The organism is Acinetobacter sp. A2 (genome assembly GCF_048537555.1).
Taxonomy (GTDB): domain Bacteria; phylum Pseudomonadota; class Gammaproteobacteria; order Pseudomonadales; family Moraxellaceae; genus Acinetobacter.
Genome location: NZ_CP183239.1, coordinates 492,392 through 509,188, shown reverse-complemented (window position 1 = coordinate 509,188; position 16,797 = coordinate 492,392). Strand labels below are relative to the sequence as shown.

The window sequence follows — 16,797 nt, the reverse complement described above, 5'->3', positions numbered from 1 at the left end:
AAGCAAAATTGAATTACTATACAGTTGTATAAATAAAAAAGAACACCTATGAAATTGAATGCGCCTTTAGTACCAGATTATGACCATCAAGAGGAACGGATTAACTATCTGAGCCATGGTATTGGTGCAGCTTTGGCATTAATTGGCGGTATTTTTTTACTGATCAAAGGCGCATACCTGAGTACAGGACAATGGCTAGGTTTATGGGCCTATGCCATTAGTATGGTGTTGCTCTTTTCTGCCTCTATGCTGTATCACATGGCAACTGCTGCAGACCGCCGCTATTTTTATAAAAAGCTTGATCACACTGCCATTTATTATTTAATTGCAGGCACCTACACCCCTTTTCTCTCTATTGCCATCCCTACGCCCAAAGCACAATATTTATTAATTGCACTGTGGATCATTGCCCTAATTGGCACCTTGTTCAAACTGGTATTTATCAACCGTTTTCATAAAATTTCTTTAATTGCTTATTTGGTCATGGGCTGGTTGGCCGTTTTGGTCATGGATGATATGCAGGCCTATTTAAGCAGCCAAGCACTAACTTTTTTACTGATTGGTGGCCTTGCTTACACGGTGGGTGCATTGTTTTATGCCTTAAAACGCGTAAGATATACCCACGCAATTTGGCATGTATTTGTCTTGATTGGTGCAGGAGCGCACTTTTTGTCAATTTATCTGTATGTGATTTAATCGCTCTAAAGATACAGTCATCCATCATGTGTGGATTTCTCAGTATTTGATTAAGTCCTGAGATAACATCTTTTGACTTATTTCTTGTTCAAAAAAGTATAACTGCAAGAAGTATTTGCGATTACAGCTGCACCTCTTCTGTCTGTGCTGAATTATATTTTCAAATTCACTTACATAAGGTCCTGTATGGCATCTTCATCTACTGCTGCCGCTGAACAGCCGACTCAAAATTCTAAATTTCGAGTACTGACTGCAAGCTTGGTCGGTACAACCATCGAGTTTTTTGACTTTTATATCTATGCCACTGCGGCAGTGATCATCTTCCCCTATCTGTTCTTTCCGACCAGTACCGACCCAATGACTGCCACCATTCAGTCACTGGCCACCTTTGCAATTGCCTTTATTGCACGTCCTATTGGTGCAGCCCTGTTTGGACATTTGGGTGATCGGATTGGGCGCAAAGCCACCTTGGTTGCAGCCTTACTGACCATGGGCATTTCCACCGTCTGTATTGGCTTACTGCCAACTTATACACAAATTGGTATTGTTGCACCCTTACTTTTGGCACTATGCCGTTTAGGACAAGGCTTAGGCTTAGGTGGAGAATGGTCGGGGGCAGTACTATTAGCCACTGAAAATGCACCCGAAGGCAAGCGAGCTTGGTATGGTATGTTCCCGCAATTAGGCGCACCCATTGGCTTCATTCTGGCGACAGGCTCTTTCTTAACTTTAGGTGCTTTAATGTCTGAACAAGACTTTATGGCGTGGGGTTGGCGTATTCCATTTATTTCCAGTGCCTTACTGGTCATTGTAGGTTTATGGATTCGCTTAAAATTACATGAAACCCCAGCCTTTCAAAAAGTGCTCAATAAACAAAAAGAAGTGAATGTGCCATTTATTCAGGTCTTTAAAAAGCATTCTAAAATGCTGGTTTTAGGTACCGTAGCTGCTATTTGTACCTTTGTGGTGTTTTATCTAACCACGGTATTTGCCTTACAATGGGGCACCAAACAATTAGGCTATTCACGTGAAGAGTTTTTAAAACTTCAACTGTTAGCCACCTTATGCTTTGCGGCTTTTATTCCTTTGTCTGCGGTATTGGCAGAAAAATTTGGGCGTAAAACTACGTCAATTGCAGTGTGTATTATCTCAGCGATTTTTGGTTTATTCTTTGCCGATATGCTTGCTTCGGGCAGTACATGGGTGGTCTTTATTTTCCTGTGCATTGGCTTGGCCATTATGGGACTGACCTATGGGCCAATTGGTACGGTCTTATCCGAGATTTTTCCAACTTCTGTTCGCTACACAGGTTCTGCCTTGACCTTTAACTTGGCAGGTATTTTTGGTGCATCTTTTGCCCCACTCATTGCTACTAAACTTGCCACCAGCTATGGCTTAGCAGCAGTCGGCTATTACCTGAGTGCGGCATCTATCTTATCTTTAATGGCTTTTTTACTGATTCGTGAAACCAAGCATGATGATGTGAACAATCAAATCTAAGTAAATAAAATCACATTAAAAAACCAGCCGAGGCTGGTTTTTTATTTAAATTAATGTCATAACAATTCAATAATATCAATGGTAGGCGGCACGCCAAAACGAAACGGCACACCCACCATGCCCGTGCCCACCGTCACAAAAACATCAGCATGATCATGCCGATATAAACCTTTTTTATGCCCTAAAATCGATACTTTTTTCATCACATAATCGGTTAACCATGGCAACTCAACTTGCCCACCATGGGTATGTCCTGCCAACATCAGCGGACGAGTTGGTAATTTAGGTACCATATCTACTGTATCTGGGTTATGTGATAACAACACCCACGGCTTGTCTTGAGGTAAATCGGGCATATAACGCATGTCGGTTTTACCTGCCCACAAATCGCCAATACCCAACAAACGGAACTCGTCAAACTCGACAATCTTCCCTTCAATATCAATTACATTATTTTGTGCCAAAGCCGTTTGTAAAAGTTCTTGAATAGGCGGACCTGGGTACTGTTCGTCATGGTTCCCATTGACCGAATACACAGGTGCACAAATCTCTTTTAATACAGCAAGTTCCTGAGCCAGTTTATTTTCAGGTTCATAGGTCCAATCTCCTGCCACGACCACAATATCGGGGTTTTGCAAATTGATTTTTTTCACAATTTGCTTGAGTTGACGTTCATGCCCAGAAAACAAACCAATATGTAAATCTGCAATTAAGGCAATTTTGACAGGCTTTAATAAACGGCGGTCTGCATGAATCTGATATTTGGTGGTTTTAACCTGAATTAAATGCGGTTCTATAAAACGTGCATAACTTAATACGGCACTAACCACAAATACAAAAATCGCTTCGTGAACAGAATAATAGCCTTGCATTCCTGCATAGACACTAAAGAACACCAATGGCGGCAACAGATAAGACAAATAAAATGCTAATAAATGCACAAAAGCTTTGAACGGATGAATGGTTTCGGTATTGGCCTGACTGCGCCATGCTTGCGAAACCGCCCACACCGCTAAAATTGCCATGCCAATATAGAAATACAACACCACCGAATCATTATTCCACATAATTGTTCTCTGTTACGTCATACTGCAGCTGCTCAATGTTGCTGTTATTTAGATAGCAACACAGTGCCTTTGCTCGTCGTCTACACACCATTGTCATATTTATCTTTTCATAGCTGACAATTATACTCAAACTCTATTTTTGACTTATTTTCTCCCCATCTGCAAAAAAAGGAATTGAATTTGGCAGACCGCAGCTCATCCATTCGATGCAACCTCCAACGCCGCTATGTGTTATGGCTGAGTTGTGCCCTTATTCTGACCAGTTCAGGCTGCAGCACCTTGCCCAAACAAATTGAACATCCAATTCAGATGGCGTTTGAAACTGCAACCGACCAAACCAGTTTGGCCAAAATTGTGTTGCCACTACGCGAAAAAAATCCACAACTGACGGGTTATCATGTTCTTTATGACCCGCTAGAAGCTTTAGCAGCTCGTATCTACCTGATTAATAGAGCAGAAAAATCTTTAGACCTACAATATTATATTTGGGATAACGACAAAATTGGCGCACTTGCGCTACATGCCATTATTCGCGCAGCAGATCGTGGGGTAAAAGTACGTTTACTGGTAGATGATAACAATGCCAAGAAAATGGAAGGCATTTATCTCGCACTCGATCAGCACAGCAACATCGACATCAAACTATATAACCCGTATCGCTTTCGTCATTATCGTGCGATGGACATGATTCTGGATTTAAAACGTATTAACCGTCGCATGCACAACAAAAGCTTTATTGCCGATAACCAAATTTCTCTGATTGGTGGTCGCAATATGAGTAATCAGTACTATAACGTCAGTGAAAATTATCAATTTTCCGATGTGGATGTCATGCTGGTCGGCTCAGCTTCCGATGAAATCATCCATTCATTTGATGAATACTGGAACGATGACTATGCCTATTCAGTCAAGCAACTGGTCAATCCACGCCATTACACCTTGCGTTATGAAGGTCTAAAGCAACAACTCGAACAACACTACCAAGAAGCCACTGTACAAAATTATCTAGACTTGGTTAGACGCTCCAAAGCCATTGAAGAATGGATGATGCACAACATCCAGTTTGATTGGGTCAGTGCCGAAGTCGTGAAAGATGCTCCAAGCAAAATTAAAGATCGTGCCTCTAAAGAAGAGCATCTCAATTTTCAGTTACTCAATCACTTGGAAAAGCCCAGCAATAGTGTCGATATTATTTCGGCCTACTTCGTCCCTGAACAGTCTGGTGCTCAAAAACTTAAAGACTTAGCCGATGATGGTATTCAGGTACGTGTCTTGACCAACTCCTTTAAAGCCAATGATGTACCTGTGGTACATGCGTTTTATGCCAAATATCGGCAGGATTTACTGGCCAACAATGTGCAACTTTATGAATTCTTGGCTCGCCCTGAAGTGGAAAACCTCAACACGCATACCGATGAAATTTCCAAAAAAGCCAAAGTCAGCATGAAAGGTCTGAGCCGTTCCAGCTTGCATGCCAAGCTCATGGCTTTAGATGAAAAACAGGTCTTTATTGGTTCTTTTAATTTTGATCCACGTTCGGCTTATTTAAATACCGAAATTGGTGTGATTTTAAACAGCCCACCTTTGGCCCGTGCCGTACACCAAACTATGGATGCTAATTTGGCTAAATATGCCTACAAACTGGTTCTAGATGCACAGCAGAATATTCAGTGGCAAATGAAAACACCACAAGGTGAAACCAAAATTCTGAAAAAAGAGCCAGGTATGAAATGGTATCAACGTGGGGCCATGAAAGTCGCCTCATGGCTGCCAATTGAAGGCTTTATGTAGTCTTAACTTGTTTATATGCATGAGCTGATTTTTAAATCAGCTCAGCTCATACCGCTTTTATGATGCAGCCGCTTGTGGTTTCAACACTTTGGCATGTAACTCTGCCAAACCTTCGGTCATGTTCGCTTGCACCACGGCAGTTAAAGATTCTATGTTGTGACCTTCTACCGAAATTGCAGGCAGTGCCATTAAATGTGCCGTTACTTTAGGCATTTCCAACACATCTTTCACATGGTCTACAAAAGTCATGTCATTAATGAACGGAGCAACGGTATCTAGCTCACCCTGTTGATTCACATAACAAATCAAACAAATTTGTACTGGGCGTTTGGCTTCAATTGCAGCCCCTAAAATACGACCATGTACTTTTTTAATTTTAGTACCATCTGAAGTCGTTGCTTCAGGGAAAAATAACACAGGAATATCCTGCTTTAAAAATTGCGTGATTTGTTCACGAATTTTGACCGAATCTCCTGAACCACGCTTAATAAATAGCGTCCCGCCACCTTTGGCTAATTTACCCAATAACGGCCATTTTTCAATTTCAGCCTTGGCAAGAAAAAAGACCCGAGCACTTGAACCCAATACCGCAACATCTAACCATGAAATATGATTGCTGACCCATAGCGCAGGATCATGCGGAATTTCACCATGAACTTGCACTTCAATATTAAAAACTTTGCACAACTGACGGCAAAAATACTGGACATAACGGGTGTTATGCGGGTTGTTGGTGTCTTTATACAATTGGTGACGATAGACCAGATAAAACCCTTCGCCAATAGCTCCCGCTGTGGCCAGTACTTTTTTGCTGTATAAGGCAAACTTGGCAAAGCCATGAATTGGAGAGGAATGAGTTTCAACAGCTGGGTTCATAAGGTGATCACTAATTGTTAAACGCAAAATATCGAATATAAGTCGCAAGTAAACTTGGTCTATAGATCGAACAACACATATTTTGCTCATTCTATACTGTTCAATCTGAACTTGCATTGATAATAAAAACCGAATCTGCCCGCTAAAAATGCGACTTTTTGCAAAATTTAAATGAGGCAAATTCAGTATAGAAATCCCCCCAATTGCTGTGACCAACGCCTAAATAGCAATAAAGATAGGCACAAAAAAATCCAGTCATCTAATTCCCTGCACGATCAGTTTTTCTACTAGAATAAAGCTTTAGTAGGGAGATTGCGCTGAGTGGAAAATTTTGTGCCTCATCAAGAAGGCGAACGTGTTGTACTGGTGAGTGTTCAGGTACAAATACTCGAAGACTTAGATGCCGAAGAATTTCAGCTCTTGGCTGAATCTGCAGGTGCAGAGGTCGTACAACACGTCTACACACAACGCAGCAAACCCGATGCCAAACTGTTTATTGGCTCAGGCAAAGCCGAAGAAATTGCCGTATTGGTACAACAGCACGATGCTAATTTGGTGATTTTTGACCATGCACTCAGCCCCGCGCAGGCACGTAATTTAGAAAAAGTGATGCAGTGCCGTGTGGTCGATCGTACCGAACTGATTTTAGATATTTTTGCCCAGCGTGCCCGTACTTACGAAGGTAAATTACAAGTTGAATTGGCACAATTACAACACCTGTCTTCACGCTTGGTGCGCAGTCGCAGCAACCTAGACAGCCAAAAAGGTGGTATCGGCTTACGTGGGCCAGGCGAAACCTTACTTGAAACAGACCGCCGCCTATTACGTATTCGTATGGGGCAACTCAAAGCCAAACTCGACAAAGTGCGTCAAACCCGTGCCCAAGGCAGAGTAGCACGACAAAAAGCCGCTATTCCAACCGTGTCGCTGGTTGGCTATACCAATGCAGGAAAATCTACCCTATTTAATATTTTGGCACAAAGTGATGTCTATGCGGCAGACCAACTGTTTGCAACCCTTGACCCCACGCTACGCCGCTTAGAATGGGATGGCATTGGTCGCTTAGTCCTCGCAGATACCGTAGGTTTTGTACGCAACCTTTCTCACTCACTGGTGGAGTCTTTTAAAGCCACATTGGAAGAAACCTTGGAAGCCAGTTTGCTGTTGCATGTGATTGATTCAAGCAGCCCCGACCTGATGGAACAAATTGAAGCGGTGGAAGGCGTACTCAAAGAAATTGGCGCAGATGTGCCTATTCTTCGGGTTTACAATAAAATTGATGCGTCAGGTGAAACGGCCAAAATTGTCTATGCCAAACCGCATCAACCTGACCGTGTTTATGTTTCAGCGCATTCAGGCCAAGGACTGGAATTATTAAAACAGGCCGTGCATGAGTGTCTGATGGGACAAATTCAGCCATTTGAACTCAAACTGCAACCTGCCTATGGCAAATTGCGCAATCAACTGTATGAACTAAACGTCATTCAATCTGAACACTATGATGATCAGGGACAATTGCTGCTACAGGTCAATATGGCGCCTCACAAATTGGAACAACTGATTAAACAGGCACATTTACCGATTGAAGAAATTTTAGGTGCGCAGGCGGAACAATTTAAACGTCCGTTAGAAGCATTTGAAATTGACGATCAGATCGGTTAAAACGTGATAAGTGAAATTTTAACGAAAGATCAAAATGAGCAGAATAAAACAGATAGACTGGCCAGCATGGATCGGCACACTCCTCTTGATTATTGTGTTTCGTGAAGCCGCAGTATGGATCATGACTCAGTTTAATCACCCAGAACTTGGCAATTTAGTGGGCTTGCTCAGTTTATTGGCGGTCTTATTTACTTGGCGTAAACTCAGTAAAATTCCTGCTCGTTTGGTCGATACCAACAACAAAATCATGAAAGAAAGTGCATTTGCCTTTTTACCTATTAGCGCAGGTTCATTGATCATGCTGACCCACATGGGCAAACAAATACCAATCTTCCTGATTGTACTGTGTATCAGCACCCTCATTCCGCTTTGGCTCTATGCCAAAATGGCAAAACGCTGGTTGTAGGAGATTAAAATGTTATCTGTTTTATATGGCTTTTTAATTACCCTCATTGCCTATGTTCTGGCAAAACCCTGCAACCAAAAAGTACCGCAAATTCCTGTAATTGTCTTTGGCATGTTCTTTGTGCTGCTACTGTTATACATTTTTGGGATTCCTTACGAAAATTACATGGCGCAAACCAACCCTATTTTTAATCAATTATTGGGTTATGTGACGGTGGCACTGGCCATTCCTCTGGCCGCCATGCGTTATGACGATTTACCACTAAAAGCCATTTTAGGTATTCTACTGTTTGCCAGCATCAGTGCTGTAGCCCTACCTATGGGACTGGCCTATGCCTTGCACATGTCTAGTGCCGATATTATGGCCTTTGCTACACGTGCCGTAACCACACCTATTGCCATTAACATCGCCACACTTTTGGAAGCCCCAATTCAACTGGCTGTCTTGATTGTGATTTTATCGGGTGTTGTAGGTGCTGCTTTCTCACCTTTTATTTTAAGACACATCAATGATGAACGTGCCTCTGGTTTGGCTTTAGGTCTGGCTGCGCATGCAATTGGGACCGCCCAAGCTTGGCAACGTGGTAGCGTAGCTGGACGTTATGCCGCCTTTGGTATGGCCGTCAATGCAGTATTTACCGCAGTATGGCTGCCAACTTTTATACTGTATTTACAAAAAATGTGACTGAGCAATCACTTATTTAGACTTGTCGAGTTTTAACTTTCTTTTTACTATGAAATATACAGTTAGCCAAAAACAAGGAACATTGAACATGGTCAAGATGAGACTCACCGTTGCCTTAATCTGCTCAGCGTTAGGAAGTTTTGCGCTAGCTCAAGATATTACGGGTACTTGGAAAAATATTGATGACAAAACAGGTTCATCAAAAGCAATTTTAGAAATTCGTCAGGAAGCCAATGGCACCTATACGGCTAAAATTGTCAAAGTTACCCCTCGTCCTGGCTACACCCCTAAAGATACCTGTGTCAACTGTCCTGCGCCTTATACCAACCAACCTATTTTAGGAATGGATATACTTAAAGGCTTAAAACATACAGGTGGTACTAACTTCTCTGGTGGAAAAATTATTGACCCATTAAACGGCAATATCTACAGCACCAAAGCCAAATTAAGCAGCAATGGCAAACGTCTGACCATGCGTGGTTATGTGGGCGTATCTGCTCTAGGACGCAGCCAAACTTGGATTAAAAGCGACTAATTAATCGCTTTACTTTTCACTCAAAATGCCACACGTTCGTGGCATTTTTTATTAGTTTTCTTACATTTTAGTCGCAACTTTAAGATTAATTTTTTCTCAAATCGCTTGACTCCTACCACAACCCGCTTTATATCTTGAATAAACCTCTGTGATCAATTTCGGCAATCAAAGGAACTGATATGAAGAAAAATTTACTGATAGGTGCATTTGCAAGCTTAATGTTCAGTGGCAGTTTATTTGCTGCAGACTTAACTGGAACTTGGCAAAGCATTGATGACAAAACTGGCTCACCTAAGGCTTTAATTGAAATTACCAAAGCGGAAAATGGCACGTTTACGGGTAAAATTGTCAAAGTCACACCACGTGCAGGCTATACCCCTAAAACCATTTGTGTCGATTGCCCTGCACCATATACCAATAAACCACTTGTAGGCTTAGAAATTATTAAAGGTTTACAACATGTGGATAACAACAACTATGCCAACGGGCGTATTCTTGATCCACTTGCAGGCAAAATGTACAGCTTAAAAGGACGTCTTGCTGCCAACGGTAAACGCCTAACCTTGCGTGGTTATGTCGGAATTTCCGCCATTGGTCGGACACAAACGTGGATTCGTCAATAAAATCTAACGCATAGTGTCGCATCGGTCATTTTTTCAAGATCCTCAGGGCTTTGTTCAAGCCCTATTCAGAGATTAGACTAGCTGCAAAGACCGAGTAAGGGAAATAAAATGATTCAAAAATTGGCTTTAGGAATAGCCGTCATCTTCGGCAGCCTTAGCACTTTGGCGATGGCACAAGATTTAGCGGGCACTTGGCAACAAATTGATGATAAAACAGGCTCACCCAAAGCTGTCATCGAAATTCGTAAAGAAGCCAATCAAACCTATACGGGTAAAATTATTAAAGTAACTCCACGTCCAGGTTATACCCCACGTGAACTCTGTAATAAATGCCCTGCGCCCTATACTAACCAACCTATTTTAGGGATGGACATTTTAAAAGGCTTACAACAAGTCAAAGACAGCAATAATTACGAAAAAGGACGCGTAATTGATCCATTGGCAGGTCGTATTTACGATGCAAAAATTCGCCTCAACTCGACAGGTAAGCGCTTGACTTTGCGCGCTTATATGGGGGTATCTACACTAGGTCGAAGCCAAACTTGGATTCGGATTCAATAAAATTCAAGATAAAAATAGCCACTTTAATAAGTGGCTGTTTTCATTTCGACATCACATTTTCAAATTATAAAGATAAAGTATTGTTACCATTCTGCCAGCGGATTATCCACTGCAAACAATTGCTGATCTTCCAAACGATACGCCATGAGCTGATTGCCCCACACACAACCGCCATCTACATTTTGAATATTGTCAGCTACCCTTTTCCCTTGCAATGCCGCCCAATGACCAAATACGATTTGATGTGTTTGCGCAGCTAAAGATGGATATTCAAACCACGGTTTAAAACCTTCTGGCATCGGGTCATCTAAGGCATCTTTAAAGCTGAACTCCAAACCACCCTGTAAATTGGCTAAACGCATACGGGTCAAATAATTGGTAATACAACGTAAACGCGCATGTCCCGTTAAATCATCCGACCAAACTGTAGGTTCTGCCCCATACATTTCCTTAAAAAATGCATCCACCACAGCAAAATCTTCATGCCCAATGACCGCTTCGACTTCTTTAGCATAGGCTGCTGTTTGTGCAGCATCCCAAATATGGGGAATACCTGCATGGGTCAAAATCGTATTTTCATTCGGAAAAAGACACAAAGGCTGTTTGCGTAGCCAGTCAATTAAATCATCACTGTCAATCGCATCAATTACATCGCGGGTATTGTCTTGCTCTTTAATTTTCTTTAAGCCACGTGCGCCTGCTAACAGCGTCAAATCGTGATTGCCTAAAACTGTTGCTGCAACGCCGCGATCGACCAGTTTTTTAATAAAGCGCAATGCACCAATTGAGTTTTCACCACGTGCAACCAAGTCGCCAGCAAACCAGATAAAATCCTGATCAGGGTCAAACTGGATTTCTTTAAGTAACAGTTTCAGGGCTTCAAAGCAGCCCTGTACATCGCCAATCACATAGTTGTATCGAATTTCTGCCATTAACTCACCATTTGATCTGCCAATGCGACAAATGCTTCCAAACTTAAAGTTTCAGGACGTGCCATTGGGTCTACCCCTGCACGCTCAAATGCATCTTCAGCCAACATGCCTTTTAAGCTATTACGTAAAGTTTTACGACGCTGGGTAAAAACATGCGACACCAAACGTGCCAATGCCTTTTCATCTTTGGCAATAATTGGTTTGGTTGCATAGGGTTCTAAGCGAAATACAGCAGAAGTCACTTTAGGCGGTGGGTTAAATGCACCAGGCGGCACTTCAAACAAGAAGGTTGGCTTGCAGTAATATTGCATCATCACCGACAAACGCCCATATTCTTTGGTGTTTGGCGATGCGGTAATACGATCCACCACTTCTTTTTGCAGCATAAAGTGCATGTCTTTGACTTTGTCGCCAAATTCTAAGAGATGGAACAATAACGGAGTCGAAATATTGTAAGGCAAGTTCCCGACCACACGTAAAGGACGGCCTTCAGCAAATAATTCACTAAAATCGTATTTCAGGGCATCACTTTCAACAATGGTCAAGCGTTCGGGATGCGGTACACGCCCTGGCAAGCCTGCAGCCAAATCACGGTCTAACTCCACTACAGTCAAGGCATCACACTCACCAATTAAAGGTGAGGTCAATGCAGCCAAACCCGGCCCAATCTCGATAATATTATCACCCGGACGTGGGTTAACAGAGCGTACAATTTTGGCAATCACACGTTGGTCATGTAAAAAGTTTTGACCAAAGCGTTTACGAGCCTGATGCCCTTCTTCCTTTGGGTTTAGGGCATTAATTTGATACATAAAGATTTCCAAGCTGAGATTATGAACGTGCTAAATCCAGCGCTAAATCGACAGCAACATGCAAGCTAGAACTTTTCGCAAGTCCTGTACCTGCGAGGGAGAGCGCTGTGCCGTGATCGACTGAAGTGCGAATAAACGGTAAGCCTAAAGTAATATTAATTGCTTCACCAAAGCCCTGAGATTTTAACACAGGTAAACCCTGATCGTGATACATCGCCAATACTGCATCAGCATCTTTTAAATTTTCAGGGGTAAACAACGTATCTGCAGGCAAACTCAGGCTTAGGTTTTCCCCACGGTTACGGTAATTTTGCAGCACAGGATTAATGACTTCAATTTCTTCCATGCCTAAATAACCATCTTCACCCGCATGTGGATTCAAACCACACACCAACACTTTAGGATGCTCGATCTTAAATTTACTTTTTAAATCATGCAGCAAAATATCAATCACCTGCTGCAAACGGGTTTTGCTAATCGCATCTGCGACTGCACGTAACGGTAAATGCGTTGTTACGAGGGCAACACGTAGCGTTTTAGTCGCCAACATCATCACCACACGTTCTACACCTGCAAACTCCTGATAATATTCAGTATGTCCACTAAACGAAATGCCCGCTTCATTAATAATCGATTTTTGTACTGGCGCTGTCGCAACACCGACACTTTTGCCCGTCATGGCATACGATGCAGAACGACGTAATTGCTCTAACACATAAGCCGCATTTTGAGCATTTAAATGACCAAGTTGTACCTCTGCGGCCAAGGGCACATGTTCAACATACAACTGCCCCACTGCAGCTGCGTGCTGCTGACCTAAATATTCAATCAATTCGACTTTTTGGTTTAGAATTTCGGCACGTTGTTGTAATAATTGATGATCTGCCAATACCACAATTGGACGCTCATCCACTCGGTCTGCCAAACTCAAGCAAATATCAGGTCCAATCCCTGCGGGTTCACCACTGGTGACATATAAAGGTCGCATAAATGCTCAGTCCAGATTTATCTAAGGATAATTAAAGTATAGCGCCATCTTAGTTGATTGTTTTATTTCCAGTCCAAGATAAATCGAGTCTGCAAAATCCCTTGCACATGCGCCCATTCAGAAATAGCGGTAACAGCAACACCCAATAACAGCCCCATCATCAATATTTTTTGTGATTTTTTCAGCACCTCCCGATATTGGGTGTCTGCTAAACACAGCAAAATGATTCCACCAACGCCATACAATAAAAATGGGAAAAGTGCTAAATGGAAAAAAATTGAATACAGTAATAAGATGCTAAACACATCCACACCATATACAGCACCCAATACTACAAAAGCCAGCATATAGACACTGAGCAATGTAATAAAACATCCAGCAATAAATTTAATGAATTTTGAAGTAGGTAGATCAGACTGCTGCTGTATTTCTGATTGCAAATCTTGCGACATCCTATCCCCCCTTTTGTTTCAATATTATCTACTAAAAACTTTACTTATAACCCTATAAAGGCGATTTAAAACAGCATAAATCTAGGCTTTTAATGTTGAATGTTACAAATTTATTCAACTTTTCTTTTGTATTTAAGCTCGCTAAAATATAGCGCTTAAAATGTGACATTTCCATTGTGGTTCTAGTTAATTTCAGGTAGAATTCGGACTCCTTTTTGTTTGGACAGCTTCCATAGTCCAAACCAACTATAATAGGTAGTGGTTTAATGAAAACTCTCAGCGCTAAGCCAGCTGAAGTTCAACACGACTGGTACGTTGTTGATGCTTCTGGCAAAACTCTAGGTCGCCTTGCGACAGAAATCGCTCGTCGTTTACGCGGTAAGCACAAAACTTCTTATACTCCTCACGTTGACACTGGTGACTACATCGTTGTTATCAATGCTGAGCAAGTTCAAGTGACTGGTAACAAATCACTTGATAAGAAATACTATCGCCACACTGGTTTCCCTGGTGGTATCCGTGAAACTAATTTCGAGAAATTAGTTGCTCACAAACCAGAAGAAATCTTCCAACGCGCTGTAAAAGGCATGTTGCCAAAAGGTCCTCTTGGTTATGCTATGATCAAGAAAATGAAAGTGTACGCTGGTGCTGAGCATCCTCACACAGCTCAACAGCCACAAGTTTTGGACATCTAAGGGATACAGCACATGGCTACTAATTATGGTACAGGTCGCCGTAAGACCGCAACTGCACGTGTTTTCTTATCAGCTGGTACAGGTAAACTCGTAATTAACAACCGTACTCTTGAGCAATATTTCGGTCGTGAAACTGCTCGTATGATCGTACGTCAACCGTTAGAACTTCTTGAAGCTACTGACAAATATGACCTTTACATCACTGTTGCTGGTGGTGGTATTGGTGGTCAAGCTGGTGCTATCCGTCACGGTATTACTCGTGCATTGATCGCATCTGACGACACTTTAAAACCTGCTCTTCGTCAAGCTGGTTTCGTTACTCGTGATGCTCGTGAAGTTGAACGTAAGAAACTTGGTTTACGTAAAGCACGTAAACGTCCACAATTCTCTAAACGTTAATTCGTTTACCTAATCGGACACAAAAAGCCTTGGATTTTCCAAGGCTTTTTTATTTGCATAACAACACCAAGATATACGATTCAACCAAAATCTACACTTTAGCTACTTATAAAACCCAATCAGCATCTCAATAAATATCTCATACACTTTTGTCAGGTTTGCTGCGTGATTTTAGTCACCAAGTCTAGTATCCTATTCTATTCATTTGGTTTTATATCGGATTATGTCAGTCGAAAACGCACCTTTACAAGGCATCACCCTCTATAGTCATGCAGACGACTTTCGCTCACATTGGATTCGTTACGTTCTTGCCGAAAAACAAATCAAATATCAACTGATTCTTGTCGATCATGAGGATGAAGACCTCGCTAGTCTCAATCCCTACAATCAATTGCCCATATTATTAGAAAATGATCTCAAATTATTCAATAGCAGCATAATTTCAGAATATCTAGATGATCGTTATCGACAAAATAAGCTCTATGCCGATGCCCCTATGCCACGCGCAGAACAACGTCAATATATCTGGCGCTTTGAGCACGATTGGTTCAAGCTCGCCGATGACATGCTGCGCCACCCTGACAGCTTAAATAGCCAAGCACAACGTACAGCACAAAAACAATTACGTGATACACTCATTTCACTCACACCACTGTTTCAACATTATCCTTTTTTTATGTCTGAAACATTTAATATTTTAGACTGCATGCTAGCGCCATTATTTATACGACTCAAAGCCATGGGCATTGAGCTACCCAAACAACACTGTAGACCTATTTTTCTCTATTGCCAGCGTATTTTTAATCGCCCTGCATTTTTAAAATCAATGACATTGCAGGAAAAAAACCGCTATCAGGAATTTTTAATTCATACTTAAAGAGCACATTATGTCTGAATCTGAAATCAACTTAAGTCCGACCCGTCCCTATTTAGCTCGCGCAATTTATGACTGGATTTGCGACAACCAACTCACGCCACATTTATTGGTAGACGCTACACAGCCGAATACGCTTGTTCCTGAACAATTTGTGCAGGATGGTCAGATAGTATTAAACATTGTTCCACATGCTGTACACGCCTTACACATGAGCAATGATGCAATTACATTCTCCGCACGCTTTGGTGGTGTTTCACGCGACTTATATGTGCCAATGAATGCGGTACTAGGGATTTACGCTCGAGAAAATGGACAAGGCTTATTCTTTGATCCGAGCGAGTATCAACATATCCAAAATGATGAAGATGCTTTAGAATTAAAGACTGAAGAAAAACCCGAACAAACTAAGAAAAAACCAAGCCTTAGATTATTAGATTAAAACAATGGAGTAGTGAATGGCTTTTGATTTAGTACAATATTTTGCAGCGCAGATTAAACTTCAAAAGCCATCGCTTTTGAAACAATATGACTCGGTAGAGCGTGATCAATATATTCAAGAAATTAACGCACTCAGCCTAGGTAAATTGGTAAGTTTATGGCGTGAAGATAATCAAAAACTTTATCAGGAAATAGATAGCCAAGATGAACTCTATATTCAAGAAGTTGCACGCCGCCTAACCACATCAACTGCCAATGAATCCACACTAAGCAAAACCGAACTAGAGCACAACATTAGTGAAATACTAGCCTTACAATTGGCTGAGCTCAAGCAACTGGATCATACTGGCAATTTTGGTAATAAAGGCATAGGCGAGTTATTGCTTGGCCAAATCGAGCATTTATCTGGTCAGGCTGATGATTGGATTTGGTCAACAAACGAACTAACAGAGCTAAAAGGCTCTAAACCAATTCCACAAGAAGAGCTATCATTAGAAGCATCAATGAAGGAGTTTAATCAAATGGTTCAACAACATAGCCACGACAATCACGCAGAAATTGAGCTTATAGAAGCAACTGTTCCAACATGGTCTAAAGTTTTAGAGCCTATTGTTGCAATTGCGATTCTTGCTATTCTTTGGTGTGCTGTTACTCAATTATTTGCTTGATAACACTTCAGTCAAACTAGACCAATTTAAAACCATCCATTGATGGTTTTATTTTTTGGTGTTCTTTATTTTTATTCTTTTTAATTTTAATTCAGGCATAAAAAAACACCCTCAACGCTTGTTGAGGGTGTTTGA

At 41.5% G+C, this 16,797-nt stretch carries 20 protein-coding genes; 14 read left to right on the top strand and 6 right to left on the bottom strand.

All coding sequences use genetic code 11. The annotated features are described in order from the left end of the window. Window positions 1-48 precede the first annotated feature (48 nt). Together trhA and ACNS8M_RS02330 are read left to right on the top strand one after the other, a co-directional pair. Window positions 49-696 (top strand): PAQR family membrane homeostasis protein TrhA, encoded by a 648-nt coding sequence (trhA, locus tag ACNS8M_RS02335; protein WP_168418869.1) that lies wholly within the window; start codon window positions 49-51, stop codon window positions 694-696. 186 nt (window positions 697-882) lie between these two features. Next, complete coding sequence (locus tag ACNS8M_RS02330) at window positions 883-2,196, top strand: MFS transporter (protein WP_168461520.1); 1,314 nt, start codon at window positions 883-885, stop codon at window positions 2,194-2,196. Window positions 2,197-2,252: 56 nt separating this feature from the next. Here the strand turns inward: ACNS8M_RS02330 and ACNS8M_RS02325 are convergent, their stop codons facing one another. Then, window positions 2,253-3,263: a metallophosphoesterase gene (locus ACNS8M_RS02325; protein WP_096901572.1), complete on the bottom strand. Its 1,011-nt coding sequence runs from the start codon at window positions 3,261-3,263 to the stop codon at window positions 2,253-2,255. A gap of 228 nt (window positions 3,264-3,491) precedes the next feature. Here ACNS8M_RS02325 and ACNS8M_RS02320 point away from each other — a divergent pair, with 228 nt between their 5' ends. After that, window positions 3,492-5,054 (top strand): phospholipase D family protein, encoded by a 1,563-nt coding sequence (locus ACNS8M_RS02320; protein WP_416240604.1) that lies wholly within the window; start codon window positions 3,492-3,494, stop codon window positions 5,052-5,054. Window positions 5,055-5,111: 57 nt separating this feature from the next. On the opposite strand, the gene ACNS8M_RS02315 is transcribed toward ACNS8M_RS02320, so the two are convergent. After that, complete coding sequence (locus ACNS8M_RS02315; protein WP_168418866.1) at window positions 5,112-5,930, bottom strand: lysophospholipid acyltransferase family protein; 819 nt, start codon at window positions 5,928-5,930, stop codon at window positions 5,112-5,114. A gap of 321 nt (window positions 5,931-6,251) precedes the next feature. On the opposite strand from ACNS8M_RS02315, the gene hflX reads away from it, so the two are divergent. The 6 genes from hflX (at window position 6,252) to ACNS8M_RS02285 (ending at window position 10,401) form a co-directional block, all read left to right on the top strand. Continuing rightward, window positions 6,252-7,592: a ribosome rescue GTPase HflX gene (hflX, locus tag ACNS8M_RS02310; protein ID WP_168542483.1), complete on the top strand. Its 1,341-nt coding sequence runs from the start codon at window positions 6,252-6,254 to the stop codon at window positions 7,590-7,592. Window positions 7,593-7,626: 34 nt separating this feature from the next. Next, window positions 7,627-7,998: a hypothetical protein gene (locus tag ACNS8M_RS02305; protein WP_096901574.1), complete on the top strand. Its 372-nt coding sequence runs from the start codon at window positions 7,627-7,629 to the stop codon at window positions 7,996-7,998. Between the two features lie 9 nt (window positions 7,999-8,007). Beyond that, window positions 8,008-8,682 (top strand): LrgB family protein, encoded by a 675-nt coding sequence (locus ACNS8M_RS02300; protein ID WP_096901575.1) that lies wholly within the window; start codon window positions 8,008-8,010, stop codon window positions 8,680-8,682. Between the two features lie 88 nt (window positions 8,683-8,770). Further along, window positions 8,771-9,217 (top strand): DUF2147 domain-containing protein, encoded by a 447-nt coding sequence (locus ACNS8M_RS02295; protein WP_168542481.1) that lies wholly within the window; start codon window positions 8,771-8,773, stop codon window positions 9,215-9,217. Between the two features lie 179 nt (window positions 9,218-9,396). Next, window positions 9,397-9,840 (top strand): DUF2147 domain-containing protein, encoded by a 444-nt coding sequence (locus tag ACNS8M_RS02290; protein WP_168418864.1) that lies wholly within the window; start codon window positions 9,397-9,399, stop codon window positions 9,838-9,840. A gap of 108 nt (window positions 9,841-9,948) precedes the next feature. Next, a complete protein-coding gene (locus tag ACNS8M_RS02285) occupies window positions 9,949-10,401 on the top strand; it encodes a DUF2147 domain-containing protein (protein ID WP_168418863.1) in 453 nt (150 codons plus the stop codon). A gap of 83 nt (window positions 10,402-10,484) precedes the next feature. On the opposite strand, the gene ACNS8M_RS02280 is transcribed toward ACNS8M_RS02285, so the two are convergent. The 4 genes from ACNS8M_RS02280 to ACNS8M_RS02265 form a co-directional block, all read right to left on the bottom strand. Beyond that, window positions 10,485-11,333: a symmetrical bis(5'-nucleosyl)-tetraphosphatase gene (locus ACNS8M_RS02280; RefSeq protein ID WP_168461525.1), complete on the bottom strand. Its 849-nt coding sequence runs from the start codon at window positions 11,331-11,333 to the stop codon at window positions 10,485-10,487. Continuing rightward, a complete protein-coding gene (gene rsmA / locus ACNS8M_RS02275; RefSeq protein ID WP_168418861.1) occupies window positions 11,333-12,145 on the bottom strand; it encodes a 16S rRNA (adenine(1518)-N(6)/adenine(1519)-N(6))-dimethyltransferase RsmA in 813 nt (270 codons plus the stop codon). Before rsmA ends, ACNS8M_RS02280 begins: the two co-directional genes overlap by 1 nt. A gap of 19 nt (window positions 12,146-12,164) precedes the next feature. Next, window positions 12,165-13,133, bottom strand: a complete 969-nt coding sequence (gene pdxA, locus ACNS8M_RS02270) for a 4-hydroxythreonine-4-phosphate dehydrogenase PdxA (RefSeq protein ID WP_154321027.1) — start codon at window positions 13,131-13,133, stop codon at window positions 12,165-12,167. Window positions 13,134-13,195: 62 nt separating this feature from the next. Next, window positions 13,196-13,585, bottom strand: coding sequence for a hypothetical protein (locus ACNS8M_RS02265; RefSeq protein ID WP_154321028.1), 390 nt, complete (start codon window positions 13,583-13,585; stop codon window positions 13,196-13,198). 266 nt (window positions 13,586-13,851) lie between these two features. On the opposite strand from ACNS8M_RS02265, the gene rplM reads away from it, so the two are divergent. The 5 genes from rplM (at window position 13,852) to ACNS8M_RS02240 (ending at window position 16,662) form a co-directional block, all read left to right on the top strand. Next, window positions 13,852-14,280: a 50S ribosomal protein L13 gene (rplM, locus tag ACNS8M_RS02260; protein ID WP_004909012.1), complete on the top strand. Its 429-nt coding sequence runs from the start codon at window positions 13,852-13,854 to the stop codon at window positions 14,278-14,280. A gap of 12 nt (window positions 14,281-14,292) precedes the next feature. Next, on the top strand, window positions 14,293-14,679 hold the full coding sequence (rpsI, locus tag ACNS8M_RS02255) for a 30S ribosomal protein S9 (protein WP_154321029.1): 387 nt from the start codon (window positions 14,293-14,295) through the stop codon (window positions 14,677-14,679). Between the two features lie 223 nt (window positions 14,680-14,902). Beyond that, window positions 14,903-15,556, top strand: a complete 654-nt coding sequence (locus ACNS8M_RS02250) for a glutathione S-transferase N-terminal domain-containing protein (RefSeq protein WP_168418860.1) — start codon at window positions 14,903-14,905, stop codon at window positions 15,554-15,556. Between the two features lie 10 nt (window positions 15,557-15,566). After that, the gene (locus ACNS8M_RS02245) at window positions 15,567-15,995 is read left to right on the top strand and encodes a ClpXP protease specificity-enhancing factor (RefSeq protein WP_168418859.1); all 429 of its coding nucleotides are present in this window, start codon (window positions 15,567-15,569) and stop codon (window positions 15,993-15,995) included. 16 nt (window positions 15,996-16,011) lie between these two features. After that, window positions 16,012-16,662 carry a hypothetical protein gene (locus tag ACNS8M_RS02240; protein WP_168418858.1) on the top strand — a complete coding sequence of 217 codons (651 nt, stop codon included), beginning with the start codon at window positions 16,012-16,014 and terminating at the stop codon, window positions 16,660-16,662. Window positions 16,663-16,797 lie beyond the last annotated feature (135 nt).

Bases quoted from the DNA above. Each gene is read 5' to 3' on its own strand.
- trhA (WP_168418869.1), top strand. From the start codon at position 49: ATGAAATTGAATGCGCCTTTAGTACCAGATTATGACCATCAAGAGGAA.
- ACNS8M_RS02330 (WP_168461520.1), top strand. From the start codon at position 883: ATGGCATCTTCATCTACTGCTGCCGCTGAACAGCCGACTCAAAATTCT.
- ACNS8M_RS02325 (WP_096901572.1), bottom strand. From the start codon at position 3,263: ATGTGGAATAATGATTCGGTGGTGTTGTATTTCTATATTGGCATGGCA.
- ACNS8M_RS02315 (WP_168418866.1), bottom strand. From the start codon at position 5,930: ATGAACCCAGCTGTTGAAACTCATTCCTCTCCAATTCATGGCTTTGCC.
- ACNS8M_RS02305 (WP_096901574.1), top strand. From the start codon at position 7,627: ATGAGCAGAATAAAACAGATAGACTGGCCAGCATGGATCGGCACACTC.
- ACNS8M_RS02300 (WP_096901575.1), top strand. From the start codon at position 8,008: ATGTTATCTGTTTTATATGGCTTTTTAATTACCCTCATTGCCTATGTT.
- ACNS8M_RS02295 (WP_168542481.1), top strand. From the start codon at position 8,771: ATGGTCAAGATGAGACTCACCGTTGCCTTAATCTGCTCAGCGTTAGGA.
- ACNS8M_RS02290 (WP_168418864.1), top strand. From the start codon at position 9,397: ATGAAGAAAAATTTACTGATAGGTGCATTTGCAAGCTTAATGTTCAGT.
- ACNS8M_RS02285 (WP_168418863.1), top strand. From the start codon at position 9,949: ATGATTCAAAAATTGGCTTTAGGAATAGCCGTCATCTTCGGCAGCCTT.
- ACNS8M_RS02280 (WP_168461525.1), bottom strand. From the start codon at position 11,333: ATGGCAGAAATTCGATACAACTATGTGATTGGCGATGTACAGGGCTGC.
- rsmA (WP_168418861.1), bottom strand. From the start codon at position 12,145: ATGTATCAAATTAATGCCCTAAACCCAAAGGAAGAAGGGCATCAGGCT.
- pdxA (WP_154321027.1), bottom strand. From the start codon at position 13,133: ATGCGACCTTTATATGTCACCAGTGGTGAACCCGCAGGGATTGGACCT.
- ACNS8M_RS02265 (WP_154321028.1), bottom strand. From the start codon at position 13,585: ATGTCGCAAGATTTGCAATCAGAAATACAGCAGCAGTCTGATCTACCT.
- rplM (WP_004909012.1), top strand. From the start codon at position 13,852: ATGAAAACTCTCAGCGCTAAGCCAGCTGAAGTTCAACACGACTGGTAC.
- rpsI (WP_154321029.1), top strand. From the start codon at position 14,293: ATGGCTACTAATTATGGTACAGGTCGCCGTAAGACCGCAACTGCACGT.
- ACNS8M_RS02250 (WP_168418860.1), top strand. From the start codon at position 14,903: ATGTCAGTCGAAAACGCACCTTTACAAGGCATCACCCTCTATAGTCAT.
- ACNS8M_RS02245 (WP_168418859.1), top strand. From the start codon at position 15,567: ATGTCTGAATCTGAAATCAACTTAAGTCCGACCCGTCCCTATTTAGCT.
- ACNS8M_RS02240 (WP_168418858.1), top strand. From the start codon at position 16,012: ATGGCTTTTGATTTAGTACAATATTTTGCAGCGCAGATTAAACTTCAA.